Origin of the sequence: Reichenbachiella carrageenanivorans (genome assembly GCF_025639805.1) — a bacterium.
Classification (GTDB): domain Bacteria; phylum Bacteroidota; class Bacteroidia; order Cytophagales; family Cyclobacteriaceae; genus Reichenbachiella; species Reichenbachiella carrageenanivorans.
The window spans coordinates 1,983,830-2,008,304 of the sequence record NZ_CP106735.1; the positions used below are offsets into that span (position 1 = coordinate 1,983,830).

A 24,475-nucleotide genomic window follows, 5' to 3' on the forward strand; every position below is an offset into this window, starting at 1 on the left:
TGCTACTCCTGATTTAGTTTTTTATGCTCAGTAGTCTTCTTTTTTACTGACTTCATAAGTTGTGATATTGTTCGGATGCTAGCATGATACATTTAAACCGAGCAAGGCCAGATTTTATTACTTAAACAAAACACTTATGAAAAAAATATACTATCTCAGTTGCTTCTTGATGATGTCGTTCAGTGTAATCGCTCAAGATTGGCAATCACTTAACCCTGGAGCGGGAGGACGTGTACAAGGGTTGTCTTGCGACCCATCAGTGCCAGGGAGGATGTTTGTAGCCTCAGATATGGAGGGATTTTATTACAGTTCAGATTATGGCACGAGCTGGACTTGGGCAGCACAAGATTTGCCTACCGCTTTCATGCTGATGGCTGTTGGCCATGGCAATAAGTTTTATGTAGGTCATGCCAAAGGGCTGAGCGTGTCTACTAACAAAGGGGCTACCTATACTACAGTAGCTGATACAGAAGATAAAACCATTGGTCTCATAGAGATAGATCCTTCTAATGCCAATTATGTCTATGCGGGGAATAACTGGAGAGGCAATGATGGTCATCTCAACCACTACCCACAGCAGACCACAGATACCAAAGAAATTTATTATTCTCATAACGGGGGGGCGACTTGGAGCAAATCTTCTTGGGATAATTACTCAAGTGGCGATCCTCAAGTGCAATCGATCACAGTAGACCCTACGAACAGCAATGATGTGTTGATCGCGACGGAAGACGGGTTGTATAGATCCACAAACAAAGGAGTCTCTTGGTCACACCAAACAGGCCCGTCAGGTATCGATAACACATATTGCTGGGGAGCAGATTTGAGTGTAGACGGCAATTGGCTTTATGCACTATATAGAAAAGGAGGAAGAACAAACCTATTTGTGAAAAACTACCCAAATGGAGCATGGCAAGATTTGGGGAGTGGTAGTTGGGACAGCCACAACATGTGGCAACCAGAAGTGTTTCAGGCATCTGGAAATAGCCATTATGTGTTGATTGGTCAGCGAGATCAAAATCCAAACGAAGGCTTGTTTGAAGGCCGTTTTACCGTTAGCGGTAATACCGTTTCGGGAAGTTACCAAATGATCATGAATCATAATGGCACTACTAATAATGTGAATTATGACATTGGTTGGAATTATTATGTGGCAAACTGTCGCAACAACACTTACTATCCTGCCAGTTGGAGTGGGACAGGCTATACACGTGGCGTATTTACTCAAGCACAACAATCCTATTTTACTGGTGATGCCGCTTTGGGCAATAGTGATTGGAGAATAGTAAGTACAGGGTATGTCCGATCAGATGATGGATTAGATTTTTTTAGAAGTAGAGGGACCGCATCTACATTTACCTACGACGTAGCGGTACATGATAATTATATGATCCAAGGACAGGCAGATAATTTGGCTTTGGAGAGTTGGGATCATGGCGGTTCTTGGGTACAGTCCAGAACTAGCTTTGGTGTTCAGGACGGACATGCCGTACATGTGTTGCCGACTTCACCTCCTACTGTGCTTATGGATGCTGCTTCTGGTTTTGGTGGGGGCAATCCCGCAGCTAATTCTAATTTACTTTATAAAACACTTGATCTCAATACTCCAGATCACAATTGGCAACAATTAGCTTCAGCCAACAATAGAAAAGGGTTGCCTAATAATAGAATTTGGCAATTCAGAGAAGATCCCAATGATTACAAAAGACTATATGTAATCACACATGCAGGGCTTTATATCTGTGATGATATTGTGAGCTTAATCAATACAGGCTCACCTTCTTTTCGCCGGATCAACAGTAATACGTCACTAGGAACTGCCTTGTCTTTTGACCCTGATAATAGCAATATTGTTTATTACAAGGACAATTCTGGTACGCACAAAGGGACACGGAGCGGTACTACCTACACTTGGGTGACTATGACTAGAAGCTCAGGACAGACAAACAATTTGCACTGGGGAGGTGTCGCAGTTGTGAAGTCAGGTGCCAATTCATTTGTCTATACATACGAGCGGTTCAAAGGAATAGTCCGAGCAAGTAGTGGAGCCACCCAGTTTGAATCATCAGCAGTGCTTTGGGATGCTGATTTGTTCAATTATCTAGACGAACCCGCATGGTACGATGCTGCAGAACACGGGATCAATACCAATGGCATACTTGTCGATGGTAATGTGATGTATATCCCATATCACGTTTGGGAAGATGTAAGATGGGGATATGGAGTGGTCAAAGGAACAGTCAGTAGCAATGGATCCGTCAGTTGGGAAAACTGGACTTCAGACTTACATTACTCTACGGCCAAACAAATCAAATTATATGATGGGAAAGTATACCTAGCGACACAAGGTGCTGGTGTATTAGCTAGAAAAACAAATGGAGGTCAAGCAGATGACTTGCCTTCTATTGATGAGAGTGGGTGGACACCACCAGCAGCAGAACCAAGGTACAATCTATTCACAGATACAGACGAAACCTCAGGATTGGCTTGGTCAGGTTTTGGAAATGTCACATCATCTCCGAGTTCGGGGCAGGTACTCGAAGGGGCATCTTCAAGGTATGTTCAGGGACTGGATCAAAGTGTGGCACCTGGAGCGGATCACTCGCTCATTATCGAATTCGATCCATTGGAAGTGACTGGTGGTACACTTGTGTTGAAAGGGTTTGGCATAGGAGGAGCACTCAACAGTCTCAATGTAAAATTGCTTGATGCAAATGGTGGTTACGTAGATTATCCTAATCAAAGTTTTCCCTCCAACAATTGGGGAACTATAGCGGTAGCTATTTCTGGTGGGACTTTAGATACTGATAGTTTCAATCGTGTGCTAATAGAGCGCTGGGGTGGAGGTGTCGACAAGTTATATCTTGATGATTTACATATTTCGGGCGGTGTAGTAAATGCAGGGAGTTCGACTACCGTTTATGTCACTGGTGTGACCTTAACGCCTGCCTCGGTAGCTTTAATGACTGGAAGTACCCAGCAACTGTCTGCTAGTGTAGCACCCAGCCATGCTACCAATCAAAACGTTAATTATACATCCAACAATACGAATGTAGTTACAGTGAATGGTGCCGGGCTAGTGACAGCAATTGCTGCTGGTACTGCCATCGTTACAGTCACGACAGTAGAAGGGGCGAAGACAGATCAGGCGACAATTACTGTTTCACCAGTAGGGAATGGTGATTGTTCGGCAACCTCTTCAGGAGGCAAACCCAATCCTCCTTGCCAAGTATGGACAGAGGTTACTTCGCCAACTAGTGTGATCCTACACTGGAATGACAACTCCAACAACGAAGACTTCTTTGATATTATGGCACAATTGTCCGGAGATACTTGGAGAGCATCCAGTATGCCTGACGGTGCAGAAAATGCTTCATCAGTATCTATCACTGGATTAGACTATGGAGCATCTTATAAGTTCAGAATTAAATCTAAAAATGGAATCGGTGCTTCGGCTTGGGTTGAAACGGATCAAGTCAGTTTAGGTGCTGGCATTAGATATCGTACGGATGGATCATATGAGAAATCATGGGTTGCCCCTATGCTTATATACCCCGTTCCTGCCACTTCTTGGATGGTGGTAGAATCTGCCGTGAGTGGTCATGCAGTGATCAGAGATATATCAGGAAAAGTAGTTTATTCCTTTCTGTCCAATAAAGGAGTAAACAGATTGGATGTATCAGGCTACCAAAATGGCACCTACCTGTTAGAGATCAACCAAGATGTGAAAAGGTTTTTGGTCACTCATTGATAGTTATTTAGGTCAGCAAGTACCATGTGAGGAGTGAAACCTTTCATGGTGCTTATTTAATTGAGAAAGAAAAGAATAGTATGATGAAAAGGGTTACAAATTTTTTGATTCTGATGGCTTGGTTTAGTATCATCCATTACAATGCCTCTGCACAGTGGTTCAACGCGAACCCTGGCCATGGAGGTCAGGTACAGCACGTGGTATGCGATCCTAACGAAGACGGTAAAATGTATCTCTGTAGTGATATGGAAGGGTACTATGTAAGTCATGATTATGGAGACTCATGGGAGTCCTATAGTTTTCAGTCTTTATACAGCAATGTCTTCAACATTGCAATTGCTCCTACGAACTCTGATAGGCTACTTATGGGCTCCACTTATGGAGCGGCAAAAAGTGATGACGGTGGTGATACTTGGTCTTTTGTCAACGAACTGAAAGGGAAACCAGTATCGGCTATGGCGATAGACCCTTCAGACGAAGACTATATGTATATGGCACCGAGTTGGTTGGAGGATAAGGTAAATGCGTTTGCTACAAGTGGCGAGCGTAGCCTGTATTACTCACACAACAGTGGCGATACTTGGACTAAAAGTAACTATGTAGCCGGCAGTGCAGCTAGAAATGTATATACTATTACCATACATCCTACCAATGGAGATGTATGGTTAGGTTCGGAATCTGGCTTATTTAGATCTACCGACCATGGGGTGACCTGGACAGCGATTTCTAAGCCAACCAATGCAAAAACTTGTTTAGGTGCGGATATTACACCAGACGGAGCATGGGTTTATGCTGCTTACGAGCGGAATGATGGCAATTCTGGACTCTATGTAAGAGCCTATGATGATGGTGACTGGTCGGAACTAGATGCTAGTGGTGTGATGCAAGCAAAAAATCAATTGCACTGGAGACCAGTTGTAGACCCTAATTCAACAGCAACGAATCATTTTGTTATGTTAGGTACGCTATTCAGAGGAGGTAATGGTAATGAAAATGCTCTGCTCGAAGGGAGGTTTACAGTATCAGGAGGAGTCACAATCACAGGTACAATTCAAGAGGCTTTCAAGTACACTGGTGTTGAAAGTATTGAAGAAATTGGTTGGAACAAGTATCAAGGTGTATCTAGAACCTATGCTTATTATCCTAAATCATGGACTAACTATAGCTACACAAGGGGTGCTTTTATCATGAGTCAGCAATCAGCTTATATTGGTGACCTCACAGATGCTTCGTCATGGAAGTGTGTGACTTCTCATCAAGAAAAGAACCTGAATGGTGTAGATTTTTATCGTACCAATGGTACCGCTTCTACATTCAACTGGGACATGGATGGTTATGAAAACTACGTGGTTCAAGCCATGGCAGACAATGGAATTGTAGAAAGTTATGATGGTGGATTCTCATGGTCGCAGCCCAGTATTGTGATGACGGGCAGCTGGAATGCGGATGCAGCGGAATCTGTAGTGAAAAGCGGAGAAAATACGATTATGCTGGCTGGTACAGCAGATGGTTTTGGAGGGGCATTAGCAGAATGGAGTGGTCGTTTGTTATACAAAGAATTGACCAACCTATCTGGCCCAGTAGATAGTTGGCAGGTATTGATCGACGGGAAGTCAGGCACTACAAAAGGATTAGGAACTAACAACAGGATCACGTTTATCCATAGCGATGACAATATTCCTGAGCGAGTTTATATTTCTACTATTGGTGGAGCATATGTCACAGAAAACATACATGAATTAGTCGCTGGAAATAGCACTTATAATTTTGTCAAAATCACAAGTGGAGACACGGAAGTACCAGGTAGAAAAATAATGTCAGATCCTAACGATTCTGATCTTGTGTATTTGCGATGCACCAATGGTACATTCAAAGGCCAAAGACAATCAGGAGGCAATTACATTTGGACCGAGCTGTCTGTGAATGGCAGTACCAATGGCCTAGATAGTAATTGGGGATCCAATGGCGACATGACTGTATGGGCAAATGGAAGCACCACATACCTATTGCTGACTAAAGGAGACAATTCAAATGTTAATTATGAATTGCATCTGTCCGCAGATGGAGGAGATAATTTTACTCAAGTGGTTACGCGAGCAGATGCCGAAACACTGAGAAACCCTGCATGGTTAGGAGCTCATGGATTTAAAACTAGCTTTGGTGGAATTTGTGGTTTGAATAACCAATTCTTTTTCACCTTTCAGGTAAGAGAAAACGGAGAGAAGTTGACCAAAGGAATTGCCTTTATCAAAGCTAATATTGGGAATAGTCTTGCAGATATAACCTTAGAAGACTGGACAGGAACCGTAGGAGAAAACTATATGGAATTTCCAGTATCAAGAAGAGGGAAAATATGGAGTGACGACCAAGGAAATGCACATATTTATCAGGCTACTATGGGAACAGGGCTTTGGAAAAGAAGCCTCAAGAAAAAAGAAGCACCAACAGCTGTTTTTTCTTCTGATAAAAAAGAAGTGAGCGTTTCCTGGTACTGTGAATTTTGATGCCACAGCATCCTCTGCATATATGGATCGCTCCATAGTATCCTATCGTTGGGACTTTGGCGATGAAACTAGCAAAACGGGTAGTACTACGAGTCATGAATTTACCCAAGCAGGAAAATATATAGTGACGCTCACGGTAGAAGACGATCAAGGAGATACAGACGTATCTACCACAACCATCACAGCAGTAGATCTCAGTTTGAAAAGCGTAATTCGTGCCCAAATCACACAAGGATATACACCATTGTATGCCAGCCTAGATGGCAGTGATTCGGAAAGCCCGACTAGCACCATCGAATCTTATACTTGGAAGCTTAAAGGACAGGTAATAAGCGAAGCATCAAAGTTGGCCGTTCAGCTCAGTGAGCCAGGGGCATACATTTACGAACTCACAGTGAAAGATGCCACAGGTGCTGAGCATACTTCGATGCATACCATTACTGCCCTTGCTTTTACAGGAGAGTCGAATAGCTATAAGCAGGTGCTCAAAGATGGGATGGAAGGTTTCAGTATCATCGACCCGTCAAACAATGGACAGCAGTGGGGCGGAGTACCAAGTGTAGCTACTCTCGCATCAGACAATGATTGCCTGATTCATTATGGTACCATATGGGGAGACCATGCGAGTAGTGGATATGATCATGCCAGTGGCAGGTATAGTGCGTTCTTGCAGCCTACAGATGAAGTCCTTTCTTTAGAAGGATTTAATACTGCTGGATATGATCATGTCAAACTTCAATTTGGTATGATGAAAATGTCGATCGTGGAGGGAGAAGCAGTCCCTAACGACGATACAGGTAGTGGAATCAAACTTGAATACTCAACGAATGGGACACAATGGACGGAGATTTCACTAGTAGGCAAGTTTACATACAACAACGAAGTCAATAGTATTTGGTACTGGGTGGAGTTGGAAGAAGAACTGCCATCAGTTGAAAATCTGAGACTTAGGTTTACCAGATTGGCTGATGCCAATCCTTTCGATACCAACTGGAGGATAGACGACATTTTGTTTACGGCTCCTGCAGGAGTGGTCATGAGTAGCCCAGGAGTGACCATTTCGGCTTCTAAGTTGGGTCCCAACCAATTAGAACTTATAGAGGTGACGGCGGCCATAGATGGTACTGCTTCCTTTATCGAGTGGGACTTTGGTGCTGCCGCCAATCCTCAAATTGGATTTGGAGTAGGGCCACATCAAGTGAAATTTTCAAAACAAGGAGCACAAGAAATAAAAGTACGTGTACTAAATCAGATGGGGGAGACCACAGCTAAGACAACCATAGCAGTAGGGCCTATTGTGAGCGCACTAAGCGGAACCATCGTAGCAAGCAAGAGCAAAATTGCCCTCAGTACCAAAGTGATGATTTCGGCTAAGCTAGATGGCGAGGCTAAAGCGTATACATGGGATTTTGGTGTGTCAGCCGAGCCGAAAACGGCTACTGGTGCAGGACCGCACGATGTAATTTTTAGTGAATTGGGCATGAAGGATATTGAACTAAAGGTGACCAACAGAAGTGGTATTACTTCTATTATCAAGGCAGATGGCCTCATCGAAGTTTCCAATACGGTGGTTGCAGGGATAGATGATTCACATATCATACAAGTTTTTCCTAACCCAGCTACCGATCTGCTGCAGTTCAAAGGTTTTAATACTCAAATAAATGTGCAGCTCTGGTCGCTAGAAGGTCAGCAATTGATGGAGAAAAACATCAGGCCACAGGAGACTTTGAAGCTTAATCATTTACAACCAGGTCTGTATTTGCTTCAAATCAGAGGAGAAAATAATCTAATGGAGATTCAAAAAATTAATAAGCTATGAGAAGGTCAATAATTCAAAAAATGCGAGTAGCACTCAAAGCCACACTTTTACCTGTCTTAATATTATCAATGACTCAAGTGCTAATGGCACAAGAGCTCACAGGGTTTTGGCCACTTGCTACCACCACTACTGGTCTGGTAGAAGTGTACGGGACAGGGCTTTCGGAAGCTACTGGAGTCACTATGGGAGGTACAGCTGCCACTTATTTTTATAAGTCTTCGGATGATAAAATCGTGTTTGCCGTGCCTGCTGGTGCTACTACCAGTACGTTTACCGTAGATGGTATAGCACTTACTTCATCGGAGGCACTGCGGATAGATGAGCCTGAGCTGGACACGCTGGCTTTTGTGCAGTTTGGAGATGCTTCTGGCAACAATGAAACCATAGACTTAGGAAGTGAAGACGGTATCATGACTATATCCAGAACATCAGGAGATGGAACATTAGATATTGTAAATAATGGAGCTCAGAATACAGGACTTTATCCAGGGGCATCTGGTGCAAACTATCTCCATGCCAATGGAGGAGCACTGAGTTTTGTCATTTCAGGTATCAATACGATGGGTTACGGGGAAGTGACCTTTGCTTTTGGGTATGTGCCATGGAAAAACAAAAAATCGGACGATGTGATCCAGTTTGAGTATAAAGATGCTGGAAATGGGGGGGCTTGGGTAGACATGAACATGCCTACCATTTATCAAAATGCGAATGTCTGGTTTTATGCCAAGCCGACTCCAGTCGTACCTATTCCAGAAAGCACGGAGATTCAGTTTAGAGTTACAGTCACGGATGCTACTTATCGATTCAAAATGGACGATATAATCATCTTAGGGAACGACCTTCCTCCTAGTGTTGGTTTTACAACCTCTTCGATTGTTACCAACGAAACCGTAGGATCTATGCAAATAGAGGTGGAGGCTACTGAAGCAGTTAGCGGAGACACAAAGATTTACCTTACTACTGCCGGTTCACTTACGGGTTCAGAGTATTCCCTGACCGACAATGGAGGTACTGGAGAGACCAATGTGGTCACTATTCCAGATGGAATGACTACAGGTACAGCCACTTTGACTATTGTCAATGACAGTGATATTGAAGACACTAAAAACTTAACGATCACGATAGTCTCTGCTGATGACCCTGTGGAAGTAGGTGTTAGCAGCGAGCTAGCAGTGAGTGTATTCGATGATGATAGTCCGCCTACCTTGTATGATTTATCAATCAACAAGGCGCAACTTATCGAAGGCTCTGGAAATCAAGCTGAAATCACGGCCTTTGTGACCAAGGCAGTAACCGGAACTCAGACCATTACACTAGCTTTAGCTGGCGATAGAGTAGGGGCTGGAGAGTACGAGATTGGTGGAGGGACTTTCGAACTCACCATAGCTGATGGAGACATGACTGGCACAACCTTGCTTTCTGTTGTAGACGACGATTCATTAGAAATAGCAGAAGTAGTAGCCATCACAGTAGCTGAGATCAATGGTGAAGTGGTGCTTGGAGATCCTGTTCCCGAAGTGTCCATTACTATTGTAGACGACGAAGTGCCTAGCCTGTCTTTCAGCTTGAATCAGCAAGTAGTACAGGAGGCTGATGAAACAGAAGTCACTATTTCGATTGAAACAGAAATACCTGTAAGAGGGGATCAGACTGTTATTTTAGCGTTTGCAGGTACTAATATAAATGGGGACGACTATACCGTATACAGTAGTGCGGGAGATTTGGGCGTGCCAGAGATTTATCTAAAGGATGGCGAATCTTTGGCTACTACTACGTTTGTGATCAGTAGAGATTTAGTGGGAGAAGGGAATGAGAAAATGAATATTGGTATTGCTAGTGTCAGTGCAGGTATCAGTTCGGTGGATTTGCCCACCGCAGCAGAGTTGGTCATTTTGGATGAATATATCGAAAACTACTTTCTACAGCCAGAGACTTTTGGATTTAGAGAAAACACCAGTATAGCAGCTTATTATGGCAATGGCTATTTTGATTATGCCTATGTATATAGCGGAACGGCACGTATTGGCAAGAGAAGTGCCAATGGCGGATTTGATAGCTATGTCAACTTTTTAGCAAGTGATGAAAACACCTTTCAAATGGCTGGTATTAATACCACTGGAGAATCAGATTTGAGGCTTGGGTTCAAACTTCAGCCAACCAAAGTTGGAGCTATGGGAGAAGACTTCAGAGTAGAATTTAGCACCAATGGCGTAGACTTCGATGCTGTAGAGCTGGCATACAATCATTCTGGAGACCTCGTCTTTGATCAAATGATGGCTGCTGGTTTTGTGCCAGAGTCTGACAATCTTACGATCAGATTCACCAATCTATCTGATGATTCGAACAATGGATGGTGGATGGACGATGTGAGTATATTTCATGACAACCCACGCCCAAGAATCACTTTCGAACTCGATACCACTTGGGTGACAGAGGTAGAACAAAAGGAAATCAAAGTATGGGCTCTATTGGAATCAGCGATGGCTACTGACGAGTATGTCTTTTTAGGTGAAGTGGAAGGAACCGAAGTAAGCGAGGAGGATTACTTGTTATCTGCTTCTTCTATATTCATTCCAGCAGGAGAGACCTCTGGATATGTGACCTTGAAAGTGCTGGATGATGCTGAGGAAGAGTACATGGAAGAAATAAACGTAAGTGTGGCTTCTACCAGTGCCGGTTTAGACGATGTGGTGATACCGTCCAAGATATCTGTCACGGTATATGATAATGACAAGCCCGGGCCAGCTGAATATTTTTTCAAAGAAACACTCAACAATCCCCTCAATATAGAACCCAAAAACTGGGGAGATCGTCAGCCACCAAACTATCTAAATAGAAGTAATAGACCTTGGTCCAATGTGAAAGATCACTACCTAAGACAGCATTTTTGGAATGCAAAAGATCACTATATCACGGGCAATGCGATCATTAGTTGTGAGTCTTTTTTAGGAGGTATGTCAAAGGAAGAAGCGACAGACTTTAATATGGGTGCGGAGAAATATGAGGGCGCGAGTGGAGCGCATTATTTCTTCTTTGATAAAGAAGATATGCATGTTTCATTTGGCTTGATCAATTCTTATCGACAAAATACTACGTTCCAGTTTGGGCTTTACAGATTTGAAAACTGGGCATCGGACGGTACTGAGATGAAAGTAGAGTATAGTACAGATGATGCCGTCTCTTGGACGCCGATGACGTTCGACCCACTGCCTAGCCAAGCAGGCTGGTTTTTGGTGACACTCAATGAAGATTTGCCTTATAGTGACAATCTCATCGTTCGATTCAGAGTAGAAGGACTACAAGGAAGTAATGTCTTCAAGATAGATGATATAGAGTTGGTAGTAAGAGAAACTAAAATAGCCAATATCTCTTCTGACTATGAACGTGTAGGAGGCAAATTCACCATTACAGGTCAAAATTTCAAGAATGTTCAAGTGGTAAAGATCGGGACTGTCACGCTTCCTAGTTCATCCTATGTGGTAAAGAGCAGTTCGCAAATAGAAGTGACCGTGCCTGCCAACGTTACTACGGGAGGCGAAGTAAGTGTAATCACTAGTTTTAGCAGTGCGACAGGGCCTGAATTCTCACTCGACGATAGAATCTTAGTATCTCTTTCAGTATCTAAAGTGGAAGTATCAGAAGCAGGAGAAGAATCACTGGAAATCTCAGTGATTGCTGAAGATGCTGTCCCCGAAGGTGCGGCAATTCAAATTGCTTTGGCAGGTAGTTTGGACGACGTGCTGTTGTCATCAGATCTACTTACCATCTCAAGTGGATCAAAAGAGTCTTCTAAAGTTACGTTGACAGCACTCAAGGACGACCTAATAGGAGAGAGTGATGAACTTGTCACTGTATTGATTTCAAAAGTGGTGGCAGGCCATGTAGATATGGGTAATCTTTCTAGTCAGGACATCAAAATCATCAATGATACAAAAATGCACTTGACATTGAGAGCACAAGGCAATGAACCTTTGACAGAAGTGACACAAGATGAAGCGGTCATTTTTGCAACTATTCCTTTTGCACTAGAGGTGGATTTTACTTTTCAAGTGGAAGTTGGTGGTACAGCAAGCGTAGGCGAAGACTTTAGCTTGAGCAAAAGTGACAGGAAATTGACCATACCAGCCGGTAGGTTTATTTCAGATACACTGACGGTGAAGGCACTTTTCGATGGACTTTTGGAAGAAGAGGAATCGATAGAAATTCGTACGGTCTCTGATTTGAGTGGCCTCGTAAATATTTATGCTGAATCAAAAATCTTTATGATTGAAAGCTTGGAAATGGGAGAAAATAGCTCGGAAGTGTTGGCTATAGATCCTAAGGAGGGTCTACTGAAAGTTTATCAATCTTCGGGTTATTTGATGATAGAAAGTAAAGACAGTGAAATAGGAGAACTGGAAGTCATCAGCCTAACAGGGCGTAGCATGTTCAAACAACAACCTATGGTACAACAACTAGAAATACCCTGGCCTCATCAAGGCGTTTTTATTCTGAAAACCCACAACAACAATGGGGTTCAGACCATTAAGTTTATGACAAAACAATAAATGCCAGAGCACAGGATAAAAGCAACTCCAATGATTATTGGAGTTGCTTTTTTTGTCTATTACAATAAAATATCTGCTTCAAAAAACAATGAGGTGGTCGGGTTGAGTTTCATGATTTGTAGAGTCTAAAGAAACACTCTTCACGATTGCTATTCAAGACAAGTTGAAAGGTCAGAAATAAAAAAGCCTGACGAAGTAAACTCCATCAGGCCTGAGAAAAATAAACCTACTAACTACTTCAGCAGGAGTGTTTTGATTTCGAAAGGATCAAATTCAAGTGATACTTTCTCCGCATCCAGTTTCAATTGATCTTGAACCTCTTCTTTCATATTTGTCTGAAATACACTTTTAGGATTGGTGTTTAAACTCAAAGCGAAGTTCGTTTTCATTTGTTTCGTTTCGTAAAGTCTAATAATGATGCCCTCTCCACTTTCAGCTCTTTTTATGGTTTGTAAGGCAATGTTTTCTGGTAGCCCACTGATTAGAGTCGAAACAATATTGCTCTTCGCAGGATGGGCCTGCATCGACTTGGATAGGAGCGGCGTGTTAAAAGCTTTGGCTCGAGCAATGACATCGCTGTCAGAAAGGTCACCCTTGTGTGGGTATACAGCATAGCTGAAGACATCTCCACCTAAGTCACCAGAGGCCGTATGATTCCATTCTACTGCACCCATTTCTTCATATTGATGTTTGAATTGTCCGTAAGACAAAACCAAACGAATACTATTGTGCTGCAAGTTGTACCCGTATCGTACGCGGTCGAATAAGGCAAGTCCATAGTCATCATCAGATACATCTGCCCACTGGTGTGCACATAGTGGCGCATGTAGCGAGTCAGATTTCAGGAAGTTTGACCGAGTGACCGTGTTGGTTCCCCACTGAATCCCATGATTGGCCTGAGAAGTAGCAAAGTCCACAGGGAAATCTACTTCCAGTTTATTGAATTCATGCCAGTCTATGTCCGTGTCAAAAGTAAGTTGCTTACTTCCTTTTTGAAGTGAAACTCGTTGAGTAATTGTGGATTTTTTGTATTCGCGTGTAGTGGTCAGATAGCTTTCTAAAGTATTGACTTTTGTTTTGCTGATTTTGGCTGCAACCGAAATGTGGCTCGTTTTATTGCTGTCATGCGGGTGTTTGACTTCATACATGCGGTTGAATGTCTTTCCTTCTGGTACCAATTCCCTATTTACTTCCTTGTCTAGGTAGCTGGTGATTTCACCTTTTTGATTAAATATGATTTTGACTAAATCATTTTCTAAAACATTGGAGTTACTCGGGAGTGATTGATTATTGGGTTTTGTATTTTCTGTCTTCCAATAATATTTGGCAACGCTCATGGGGGCGAGGTTGGTCACATCGACCAACAAATCATTGCCGTCCTGTACTACGTCTTGTACTATGCCTTGTTCGTCAACTAACTGGTTGTTTTTAGCCATCGATTGGTTTGCAAGACGCACCACGCCAGTCATGGCTATTCCAGCTGGGTTAAATATGATCAGACCGTCCTTATCCATTGCTAGATTTGATGAAATAAAATCAAATGCTGAATCTCTCAGTATTTTGGTTTCCTGCTCGATTTCGTTGATCGTAATGTTGGCTTTGGAGAGTACTTCTGGTACAGCCATAGCCGTGATGATATCATGAAAATGGTGGAGCAAGAGCGACTTCCATAGTACCTTGAATTTTTCGGTAGGGTATGAATAGCCAGATAGACTGGCCATGGTCGCTAGAGCTTCGGCTTCTCGTAGCCTTTGTTCAGCTGCTCGATTGGCAGTTTTTATTCCGTTTCCCATGAGGAAAGTGCGCTGAATGAATGGCGATGGGAGTATGCGCTTGTCGAACATCGCAAACTGATCTTTTTTCGTCTTTTGTAGTGCTATGTAATCATACATATTGGTCCATGCTAGGCGTGGAGTACCAGGTAGCGATTTTACTTTTTTTGCAATTTCCAACTGATCTTCGGTGCCGCCGCCGCCGCCATCTCCCCATCCGATCAATAAGATTTGATTATTGGTGATACTTTTATCCTTGAATTGATCCCAAGTGCCAATAAGTCTTCTGGAGCCTGGGTCTGGAGCATTGTATGTTGTGTAGTGTTCTGGATTGTTGATATGATAGCCATGTACTGCATTCACAAAGGGGTATTCCCATGCAGGAGTACTCAGTCCATTGACCAATATTTCTGTGCCATCGATACCTTTCCATCTATAGATAGTATGGTCGATTTCATCAGTGTTTACACGCATGGCGATCAAATGATCCAAACCGAATCCTTGGGCTACTTGTGGTAAAAATCTAGGGTATCCAAAAGTGTCGGGTAAGAAGAGTACATTCTCGTTGACACCCAAGGTGTTTTCATAGTAGTCGAGGCCATATAGAAATTGTCTCACGATACTTTCTCCACCAGGCAAATTCATGTCGGTTTCTACATAGGTACTGCCGTTGGCAATCCATTGTCCAGCTTTTATTTTTTCGAGTACTCGTGCAAAAAGCTCTGGGTAGAGTTCGCTGAGGCGTTCGTAGTGATAAGGTGTGGTAAATACATATTTGTATTCTGGGTACCTCTCCATGAGGTAGAGATTGTTGAGTACAAGTCGCTCTATTTTGTCATCGGTATGATTGAGGGTCCATCGCCAAGCGCTGTCTAAGTGGCCATGCATCAGCATGCGAAGCGTGGGGCCAGTAGTAGCCATGGCTTCTAGGGCATTAAATCGGGTTTCGACTTCGCCTAAAATGGCTTCTATTTGGGTGCGGAATAGCGAGCTTCCACTCAAGTCTAGATCGAGCGATGCCATCACATAGTCTGCCAGCTCGCGTACGGCTAGATAGCCTTTGGTTTCTTTGGGTAGGATAGAGGCAGACTCTATAAGCGTGCGCATATACCAATAAAGTTCATCTACTTTTGGGTCTCTTTCTACCACACTAATTTCTCGATAGCCTCTTGGGTGATCGTATATACCAAAAGACTTGAGGCAGATTTGATTAGGTTTTGATTCGTCCAATAAAGCATCGGTAGACCAGTAAAAATGCTGTCTCATCAGAGCAGCTTTAGATTTTCCGTTTATATAGATGGTAGTTTCTGGCCACCCGGGTAGAGACATTTCTATAGGTTTCAAACAAAAGAATCTTTCCCAGCCAGTTTGGTTTTTTGGGAGGGCAGGGAGGTCGAGCCAGTATGCATCATAGGTGTGTCGATCCCCAGAGAGATGGTTGGCGCTTACTTTTTTCGCCCCTGATTCTTGGCCAGATGTGTTGGGATAATTTTCAGCCCAATCGGGTTTGTGAAGCATACTGTCGGCCAGCCATACTTTACGATGACGCAGTTGGCTAAGGCGATACAAATACAACACTTCATGTGTTTGAAAAAACGGGTAGGGCATCACATGACCGTCGAGTGCAAGGTGCCCGCCTTCTAGGGCAAGATGATCGCCATCGGCTGCCTTTTTGATGTAACTAAGGGTTTCCTCAGAGATATAATTAGGAGGACTTTGTTGACTCCAGGCTAGTATAGAGCAACATAGAAGGATAAGAATGAAGTAATTTTTTTTCATAGTTCTAAAGTAATTTGAAGGACTATGAATGCGATTTTGATTTAAAAAATCAAAGACTTAAATAAATCAGGAGAATCAATTATTCTGTTAGATTTGAGGTTGACACATCTAGAATTGAACTTCGGAGATGGCGAAAAAGCAGCTTTTATGGAAATAGTCTTTTTATGTGGGTATGCCTGGGTGAGTATCCAGTCCTTTTTGGTCGCCATTGCCTATTTGCTCAAATGGAAACAGCCGAATAACCGTTTTTTATTTTTCGTATTTGCAATTACTTCTATTCTTGTATTTGTTCATTATGCTTACCGGTTTACTGGCGTATTATTTTCACATCCTGAGTTTTCATTTATACATGATGTGATAGAGCTTCTTTACGGGCCTATTATCTTTCATTTTGCTACCTGTATCACTAAAGAAAAATTAGGCAAATGGGCCTTTTTGCATTATTTGCCTGCTCTGATTTATAGTTTATATTTTGTGGTTTTTCAGCTATTTGCCGCTAAACCATTTCATTTGCCATCTTACGTGCTCACACCAGCACATACTACGGTTGTTTATTTTGTCATGTTTTCCTTGGCTATATATGCTTTCGGGACTTTTCAGCTGATTTTAAAACTTCAGCGCGACGGAAAGCCGATTTCATTTCTATTCAGTGGTTGGTTAAATGTGCTCTTTGTTTTTTTAATCATGAAAGTAGTGCATGCTTTGATTCTATTTGTGCTTAAAACTTACTTTACAGAATTTTGGTTTGATGGTACTACCATGAGGTGGAGTGTGGATGCACTGTTTTTCACCTCTTGTGCTTTATTGCTTATTGCCCATGGTAATTTGACTAGTTTTCCCCGCTTTTTTACTTTCCGATTTTCTGGGCAATCTAGAAACATAGGCAACGTCAATGTTTTTCAGAATTTGAATGAAGTCATAAAAGTGATAGACGAAAAGGAAGTTAAGCAATGTGGTGAACGAATGAATGTTTTGTTTTTAGAAGAGGTATATACTGACAGTGAATTGTCAGAGCAAAGCTTGGCTAAAAAAATTGGTCTTCCCAAAAGACATATATCGAGATTGCTTAATTTTTATCTTAAGACCAATTTCAATGAGGTCGTAAATTTTCATCGGGTCAATCATGCGAAGAAAATGCTCAAGGACCAGAACTATGAAGAAGAAACGATGTTTGCTATAGCGATGGCCTGTGGGTTCAAATCTGAATCGGCCTTTTATGCAAATTTTAAGCAATTTACCGGTCAGACACCCAAGAAATTTAAAGAAAGTTAGAAACTAAAAGAGGGGCATAAACCCCTCCCTTGCTTCACTAAAACACTGTCTAAATTATGACTATTGCAATACAGTCGGAATCAACTCTGCGTCCCATTGGCTCTGGTGTGCATGTTTTTCCAAGTGGTGCTTAAACCCTATCATCACATCGAATTGATCTACAGGAAAATCGATTCTGATTAATATTTCATTTTGTTTGGCCAATTTCAATTCGGCATTGTGAGCCATTGACCATGTTCTTCGGATTTGATCACTGGTATAGCATAGTTTTTTATTGTGCCATACTCTCACATAGCCAGCAGCACCTATACACAACCATTTCTTGTCTTTTGGGTTTCCATCGAATTGGGTAAGTAGATAAATAGTCCGTTCACCTCTTCCATAAAAGTAATCACCTAAAGGAAACGTATGGTCTTTTGGAAAAATCAGTTGACTTTCAAATGGGTGCCCCATGGTCTTGCCAGCATAAAGTTCACTGATGGTGCCCCAAGAAAGAAATTCGGTTTTGCGATCTACCTTGTCATGATTCATATAGGCCACGGAAGGCATAGAAGGCAATCCATGGTCAGGGTATTTCTTGTTCATTGGTGTGAGAGCCTCATCATCAGTCACAAATGGACCTGCCATGATCCAATTGCCATAAAAAGGGATACCTTTTTCATGCTTGGCTTCCTCCCCTTCGATTTTGGTGCTGATGGTATAGGGTAGATTTTTTGCCGTGTATTCACCACTTTGAATTTTCTGTAAAGCCTCTTTTTTCCAAATAAGGGGTATTTCTACGCTACTTTGAGACAGAGCGGGTGTAGTGAAATGAACCATTGAAGTTTCTTCAAAAACTGGTGATTCAATTTTTAGGTCTACCCCCAGTTCTTTAGCTGTCAGACTTTCTACTGATATACTAATTTTTCCTTGTTGTCCAGATTTTACGTCAGGGTATAGAGCGACACTTGAGCACAAGTGATGAGTTATGGGTAACGTTTCTATTCGATTCACCGAGTCGGACTCTTCTACTTGCACATCTCCGAATTGCTCAATAAAGTTTAGGCCAATTTTGCAGGTTTCTTCGGTGAGCTCTTCTACGGTTTCTGGTATATCAATGCCTGTAATCTCTGGACTCACCATCAGGTCATTTCCAATTCTGTCTTTCCAGATTTGAGGAATGGCATCGTAGCCCTTGATGATTCCAATTAATGCGGCTGCTGTTGCAATAATACAATCACTATCATGACCATAGTTGATACTCTTAAGAATGTCATCAAAGGAATTGCCAAAAGCTAGAAGAGATAAAATGGTGAGTCCCACGTTCATTGGGGCAGAGGTGAAATCTGCATCACCATATTTTGACTTTATTTTATGTTTGGTAATTTCTTCGCCAAATTGTTTGTGCCAGTGACAAATGTCGTGATACAAGGTGTTGAACGTTTGTCCGCCAGAGGTAAACCCAGCAGCTTGTCGCATAATGCTATTGATGTCGTCATTGAAGAAAGCCATTGCTGCGGCAGCTGAGAAAAACATTTCGGCATCAACAGAAAAATCGGTATGATCGAGCGTGCTATCCATTTGCGCATAAAAGGCTGCTTGAGCAGGACTGCCTGGGCAGAGCATACCCCAGATTTCACTTCGGATAGGCGAACCCATGGATTGATTCCAAATGGTGTTGTTCAACTGCCCAGTATCAGGGTTGTCCAATCCTTTTTCAATGTTTAGTGTGGCTATTCCATATTCGTTCCAAGGAAAATCTACATGGTTTTTCCAGTGCGATTTGTAGTCATTTGTTCTTACTTGAGGGCCTTTTTTCTTGACCATGTCCAACCAAAGAATTTGTAAGTCTAAGTCATCATTCGGAAAATTGTTGTCAAACAGTTTGTCATCAATGATGATATTGTTGAAGGTTTTGAAACCTTCAATAGGAGCCCCCAGGATGCCACCTGCACATTTGCCTATCCATCCACCTCTTACTTTGTTTATGTATTCTTTGTACGTAATCTTCTGCATATTGCTATTGTTGAAATTCGAACCTCTATGATCGCTAATCCTGTTTTAATAATTCTTTTGATTTTTAATTACATATAAAATCCAGTCTTTTGCAGTGTTGTGATTTATGGTGTTTTGGTAGGAAATAAACGGTCAAAATACCGTGTTCTGTGCAGCCAAATTTCTTGCCTTTATCTTGAGGTTATTTCATTCTGATTTTAAAAAGCGAAGTGCGTCAGGCGTATAAATGATCAAGTTTATAGCATTGAAATTCGACCAGAACTGGAACATTTTCAATGTATTACAAAACTAAATCTATTTACAACACACAAAAAAACATGTTTATGAAACAAACAATAACTTATGTTTTTGCCTTGGTGTTCTTAGGCTGTCTTAGCATCTCTGATGCGTGGGGACAGGAAAGAACGGTACGAGGCAAGGTGACCGATGATGCAGGAGAGGGCCTACCAGGAGCCACAGTCATCATTTCAGGTCAGACCAACGGAGCTGTAACCGACTTGAACGGCGAGTACTCACTAAGTGTACCTGGCGAGGGTGGTGAGCTAATCTTTTCGTTCATCGGATATGAAGACCAAAACCAATCTATAGGCAACCGAAGCATCATAGACGTACAAATGGTAGAGAGTGCCTCTCAGCTATCCGAAGTGGTAGTAGTGGGATATGGTTCTCAAGAAAAAGGGAAGGTAACAGGATCGATTTCTACAGTAGATGCTAAGAATATCGAAAACCTTCCTGCCCCAAGTTTTGATCAAGCGATCCAAGGACAAATAGCTGGTGTCAATATTCAGTCTTCTAGCGGAGCACCAGGAGCGGCTATGTCTATCAAGATTCGTGGCCAAAATTCAGTTAACCTGAGTAGTCAGCCTCTATACATTGTAGATGGTATGATCATTTCTGGCAATGATGATGTTGGTTTGGCAGGAGGTAGAAATCAGGGAGGAATTAATATTATGTCCACCTTGAATTCTAATGACATCGAATCTGTAACTGTACTTAAAGATATCGCTTCAGCTGCCATTTATGGTGCTAGAGCAGGAAACGGTGTCATTGTAATTACAACTAAAAAGGGGGGGGACATAGAGCCTAAATTGAATTTCAATGCCTACTATGGTGTTCAAAACTTAAGAAACAAATTGGATTTGGCCACTGGAGATGAATACAGAGCGCATCAACTGGCGGCAGGATCTACCTACCCAAGTTTGACGAATAATGTAAATACCGATTGGCAAGATGAACTATTTGTAGGTGGTACTGATGCTTCGGTTTCTTCTGAAGATCTATCTATATCTGGAGGAACAGAAAACACTAGCTATTTTGTCAGCATCAATCATTACAAAAACAATGGTATCATACTCAATACAGGTATGGAACGATTGGGGATCAGAGCCAATACAGAGACCACATACGGAATACTGAAATGGGGCAATAATATGTATGTGTCCAACACGAATGTAGACCGTATGGCCAATTCTGATGCTACTCCACTGAGCTTGGCGGTGCGTATGCCTTCTAACATTACGTTGTATGACGACAACAATGTTGGTGGATTCGGCGGGCCTGATGGTGATGATAGCGACCAGGTCAAGAACCCTGTCGGTATTCAAGAATTGAACTCTGCGTCAAACAACAGATTGAGAGTAGTGGGCAATACTTATTTGGAATTGGAATTATTGGAAGGCCTAAAACTTAGAAATAATTTTGGTTTCGACGTTACCTCGGGCTATAGCCGATTTTTCTCTCCAACATGGAATAGTGGCACGAGCCCTTCGGATTTGTCTTTGATTGAGTACAGATCTGACGATCGATCATGGTTGTACGATGGCACCTTGTCTTACGACAAATCTATGGGAGACCACAGTTTCGGAATTATGGCTGGTTTTTCTGCTCAAGAATTTAGCTTTAAAACTTTAGGAGCATCTACTATTCCATCTGTAGCTTCTACGCCAGTCTCTGGCGCTAACTCTGAAGTATCTCAAGTAGATGGTAATGAGTACACCAATACCATTGCTTCTTATTTTGGAAGAGTAAATTATAGCTTTAGGGATAAGTATATCTTCCAAGCAGTGATTAGAAGAGACGGTATCTCAAAATTCAACGATGGGTATAAGTGGGGAACCTTTCCTTCTTTATCTGCAGCGTGGAGAGTAGGAGACGAAGGCTTTATGGATGCTGTCCCAGTGATCAGCGACATGAAGCTAAGAGCAAGTTATGGTCAGGCGGGTAATGCAAATGTAGGTGCATATGCGGCTCAGAACACACTAAACTCACAAGCGAGATACGTACTGAACGGTAGTCAAACTGTAGTAGGCACCACGATGAGCAACGAGAGAACTGCACAAAGCCTTTCTTGGGAAACAGTTACAGAGTGGGATTTAGGCCTTGATTTCGGACTGTTCGACAACAAACTTATTTTGAATGTTGATTATTACAATAAGGAAACTTCTGACTTGCTTTTAAGAGGTGCAGTTCCTTCTACAACTGGATTTGGTCAGTTCTTGTCCAATGTAGGTTCTATGACCAACAAAGGATTTGACTTCACAGCTTTGTACCAGACCAAAATTGGTGATCTAGATTTGACTTTCAATGGTAACCTTGGAATCGTGAATAATGAGATTACTACACTTGCAGATGGTAATGACATTCTTTCTAACAACTGGGGAGGAATCAATCAGTCTAATCGAGTAATTCAAAGAGAAGGTGAAGAAGCTGGTTCTTTTTATGGTTTGATATTTGACGGTCTCTATCAGGCAGATGAAGTAGATGGAAATAATGTGGTGATCCACAGAGCAGGTACACCAAAATTCAAGGATGTAAGTGGCCCAGATGGAAACCCTGACGGCGTAATCGACAACAATGATAACGTAATTCTTGGTAGTCCAATTCCTGACTTTACTTACGGATTTGGAATGAATGCTCAATATAAAGGGTTTGATTTCGCACTGAGTTTCTACGGAATGTCTGGTAATGAAATCTTTTCTACGACAAAGTTCAATCAAATAGGTTTTTATAGAACCTACAACGTAGGCTCACAAGCCATGAACGCTTGGACTCCAACTAACACGAATACTGATGTACCAAGAGCAGACTTGTCTGATGCAGAAGCTACAGATATTTCTAGCAGATGGGTCGAGGATGGATCATTCTTGAGATTGAAAAACGTTCAGCTAGGTTATACCTTCAACCCCGAAGCTTTCGGAGGCACCTTTTCTAGACTTAGAGTTTACGTAAGTGGCAACAACCTACTCGTATTCTCTAAGTATGATGATTGGGGCTATGATCCTGAAGTAGGAGCAGGTGGTTTGGATGAAATCACTTATCCTCAGGCTACATCTTTTGTAGCGGGTATTAATGTTCAATTTTAATTTTAGCAATGATGATAAAAAAATATTTAAGGTATTCCTTAGCGATTACCATAGCATTTGGACTAAATGCTTGCGGAGACTTCTTGACAGAAGAAAACCCAAACAGTCCGAATACAGAGAGCTACTATAAGGTAGAGGCTGAATTGGTACAGGCGGTCAACGGGACATACGCCACGTTGCAACGACAAAATTTGTATAAACGACAGTACAATACGATAGGCTATTTGGGTGGAGACTTTTTCCCAACAGATGGAGCTGGATCATGGTCTACTTTGTATTATTTCGATATCAATCCTAATACTTCGGATTTTGTCTCAAGTTCATGGCCTGATCTCTATTTAGGAGTAGCTAGAGCCAACAATGCCCTAGAGGTATTGGAAGCAGCATCTGATGATGTGATTAGTCCTGAAAAGAAAGCCAGATTGCTAGGTGAAGCACACTTTCTAAGAGGCCTGTTCTACTTCCACTTGGTTACTATATATGGTTCAGTACCATATATCGATCATGTAGTGAAAGATAAAACAGATGCTGAATTTAAGCCTGCAAAAGTTGACGTCGCTGTTCTTTGGGATAAAATCGAAGAAGATTTTGAAACAGCAGTAACACTGCTTCCTAAATTCGATGCATACGAAGGTGAAGATATCGGTAGAGCCAGTAAAGGTTCGGCTCAAGGATTTTTAGGAAAAGCACACGTTTACCAAAAAGATTGGGCTGCGGCAGTCACAGTTTTAGGCGATTTAGTAAACTCTCCAGCAGTGTATGGAGCCTATGATTTGGTGCCTAACTATAGCGACAACTTTACGGCTGTGAATGAGAATAACGTGGAGTCTCTATTTGAGGTGCAGTTTGTCAATGGATTCGGCTTTGAGTGGGGTGGTGATGACAACGGTGGAGATACTGAAGGCGGTATGTTCGGTACTCACTTTAGCCCATATCAGTTCGGAAATGCACGTCCAAGTGACGAGGTTAATGCGTTTTTTGATGCCAATCTTACAGGTACTGATGTAAGAAGGTTTTATACGATTGCTAGAGTAGGCGATGACTGGAATGGACAAACCGTTTATTTGAGTGATGATGAAACTACTGGTGACGCACCTGATGGGGAGCCTGCTTTTAGCCCTCGAATCAGAAACTCTGGTGGTGACTCTGGCATTAGAAAATATGTAGATGGAACAGCTGAACCGAACTTAAATTCGGATAACAACATCCGATTGATGCGATTTGCTGATGTATTGCTGCTTTATGCGGAAGCACTCAACAACACAGGATCAACATCTGCTGCTTATGGTCCTCTGAATCGTGTAAGAACAAGAGCTGGAGCTACTGCATTGACTGCAGGATCGGACGAGAATGCTCTTGCAGCTCAGATCAAAACCGAGCGTAGACTTGAGCTGACTTTCGAAGGCTTCAGGTTCCTCGATATGGTGAGGTGGGGAGACATTGGAGGCAGTACTTCTTTTACTGACAGAGGTTTTGAAGCGAATAAACATGAGACACTTCCTATTCCTGCTAGCGATTTGCTAGTGAATGAGAATTTGAAACAAAACGATGCTTATTTGCAATAATTAAGCGTTAAAAAATAAATTTAAAACGTAAAGAGGCTGCCCATTTGAGACAGCCTCTTTTGTTTTTTCAAAATATCTATCCTCATATTTTACCCAAATACCTTCATAT

The 24,475-nt window shown here is 42.1% G+C and carries 9 protein-coding genes; 7 read left to right on the forward strand and 2 right to left on the reverse strand.

The genetic code is table 11. From position 1 onward, the window contains the following. Positions 1-136 precede the first annotated feature (136 nt). The 4 genes from N7E81_RS07945 to N7E81_RS07960 all read left to right on the forward strand — a co-directional run bounded on the left by N7E81_RS07945 (position 137) and on the right by N7E81_RS07960 (position 12,621). Complete coding sequence (locus N7E81_RS07945; RefSeq protein WP_263052758.1) at positions 137-3,751, forward strand: Ig-like domain-containing protein; 3,615 nt, start codon at positions 137-139, stop codon at positions 3,749-3,751. Between the two features lie 80 nt (positions 3,752-3,831). Then, a complete protein-coding gene (locus N7E81_RS07950; protein WP_263052759.1) occupies positions 3,832-6,255 on the forward strand; it encodes a WD40/YVTN/BNR-like repeat-containing protein in 2,424 nt (807 codons plus the stop codon). A gap of 22 nt (positions 6,256-6,277) precedes the next feature. Next, positions 6,278-8,074 carry a PKD domain-containing protein gene (locus N7E81_RS07955; RefSeq protein ID WP_263052760.1) on the forward strand — a complete coding sequence of 599 codons (1,797 nt, stop codon included), beginning with the start codon at positions 6,278-6,280 and terminating at the stop codon, positions 8,072-8,074. Continuing rightward, positions 8,071-12,621, forward strand: a complete 4,551-nt coding sequence (locus tag N7E81_RS07960; protein ID WP_263052761.1) for an IPT/TIG domain-containing protein — start codon at positions 8,071-8,073, stop codon at positions 12,619-12,621. The genes N7E81_RS07955 and N7E81_RS07960 overlap by 4 nt, the downstream gene beginning before the upstream one ends. Before the next feature lie 233 nt (positions 12,622-12,854). Here the strand turns inward: N7E81_RS07960 and N7E81_RS07965 are convergent, their stop codons facing one another. Continuing rightward, positions 12,855-16,172: an alpha-mannosidase gene (locus tag N7E81_RS07965; protein ID WP_263052762.1), complete on the reverse strand. Its 3,318-nt coding sequence runs from the start codon at positions 16,170-16,172 to the stop codon at positions 12,855-12,857. Positions 16,173-16,265: 93 nt separating this feature from the next. Here N7E81_RS07965 and N7E81_RS07970 point away from each other — a divergent pair, with 93 nt between their 5' ends. Further along, complete coding sequence (locus tag N7E81_RS07970) at positions 16,266-17,444, forward strand: helix-turn-helix transcriptional regulator (protein WP_263052763.1); 1,179 nt, start codon at positions 16,266-16,268, stop codon at positions 17,442-17,444. Between the two features lie 60 nt (positions 17,445-17,504). Here N7E81_RS07970 and N7E81_RS07975 read toward each other — a convergent pair whose 3' ends face one another. Continuing rightward, positions 17,505-19,439 carry an ADP-ribosylglycohydrolase family protein gene (locus N7E81_RS07975; RefSeq protein WP_263052764.1) on the reverse strand — a complete coding sequence of 645 codons (1,935 nt, stop codon included), beginning with the start codon at positions 19,437-19,439 and terminating at the stop codon, positions 17,505-17,507. Between the two features lie 323 nt (positions 19,440-19,762). Between N7E81_RS07975 and N7E81_RS07980 the strand changes: the two genes are divergently transcribed. Together N7E81_RS07980 and N7E81_RS07985 are read left to right on the forward strand one after the other, a co-directional pair. Beyond that, the gene (locus N7E81_RS07980) at positions 19,763-22,801 is read left to right on the forward strand and encodes a SusC/RagA family TonB-linked outer membrane protein (RefSeq protein WP_263052765.1); all 3,039 of its coding nucleotides are present in this window, start codon (positions 19,763-19,765) and stop codon (positions 22,799-22,801) included. An 8-nt stretch (positions 22,802-22,809) separates the two neighbouring features. Beyond that, positions 22,810-24,366 (forward strand): RagB/SusD family nutrient uptake outer membrane protein, encoded by a 1,557-nt coding sequence (locus N7E81_RS07985; protein ID WP_263052766.1) that lies wholly within the window; start codon positions 22,810-22,812, stop codon positions 24,364-24,366. Positions 24,367-24,475 lie beyond the last annotated feature (109 nt).

Bases quoted from the DNA above. Each gene is read 5' to 3' on its own strand.
- N7E81_RS07945 (WP_263052758.1), top strand. From the start codon at position 137: ATGAAAAAAATATACTATCTCAGTTGCTTCTTGATGATGTCGTTCAGT.
- N7E81_RS07950 (WP_263052759.1), top strand. From the start codon at position 3,832: ATGATGAAAAGGGTTACAAATTTTTTGATTCTGATGGCTTGGTTTAGT.
- N7E81_RS07955 (WP_263052760.1), top strand. From the start codon at position 6,278: ATGGATCGCTCCATAGTATCCTATCGTTGGGACTTTGGCGATGAAACT.
- N7E81_RS07960 (WP_263052761.1), top strand. From the start codon at position 8,071: ATGAGAAGGTCAATAATTCAAAAAATGCGAGTAGCACTCAAAGCCACA.
- N7E81_RS07965 (WP_263052762.1), bottom strand. From the start codon at position 16,172: ATGAAAAAAAATTACTTCATTCTTATCCTTCTATGTTGCTCTATACTA.
- N7E81_RS07975 (WP_263052764.1), bottom strand. From the start codon at position 19,439: ATGCAGAAGATTACGTACAAAGAATACATAAACAAAGTAAGAGGTGGA.
- N7E81_RS07980 (WP_263052765.1), top strand. From the start codon at position 19,763: ATGAAACAAACAATAACTTATGTTTTTGCCTTGGTGTTCTTAGGCTGT.
- N7E81_RS07985 (WP_263052766.1), top strand. From the start codon at position 22,810: ATGATGATAAAAAAATATTTAAGGTATTCCTTAGCGATTACCATAGCA.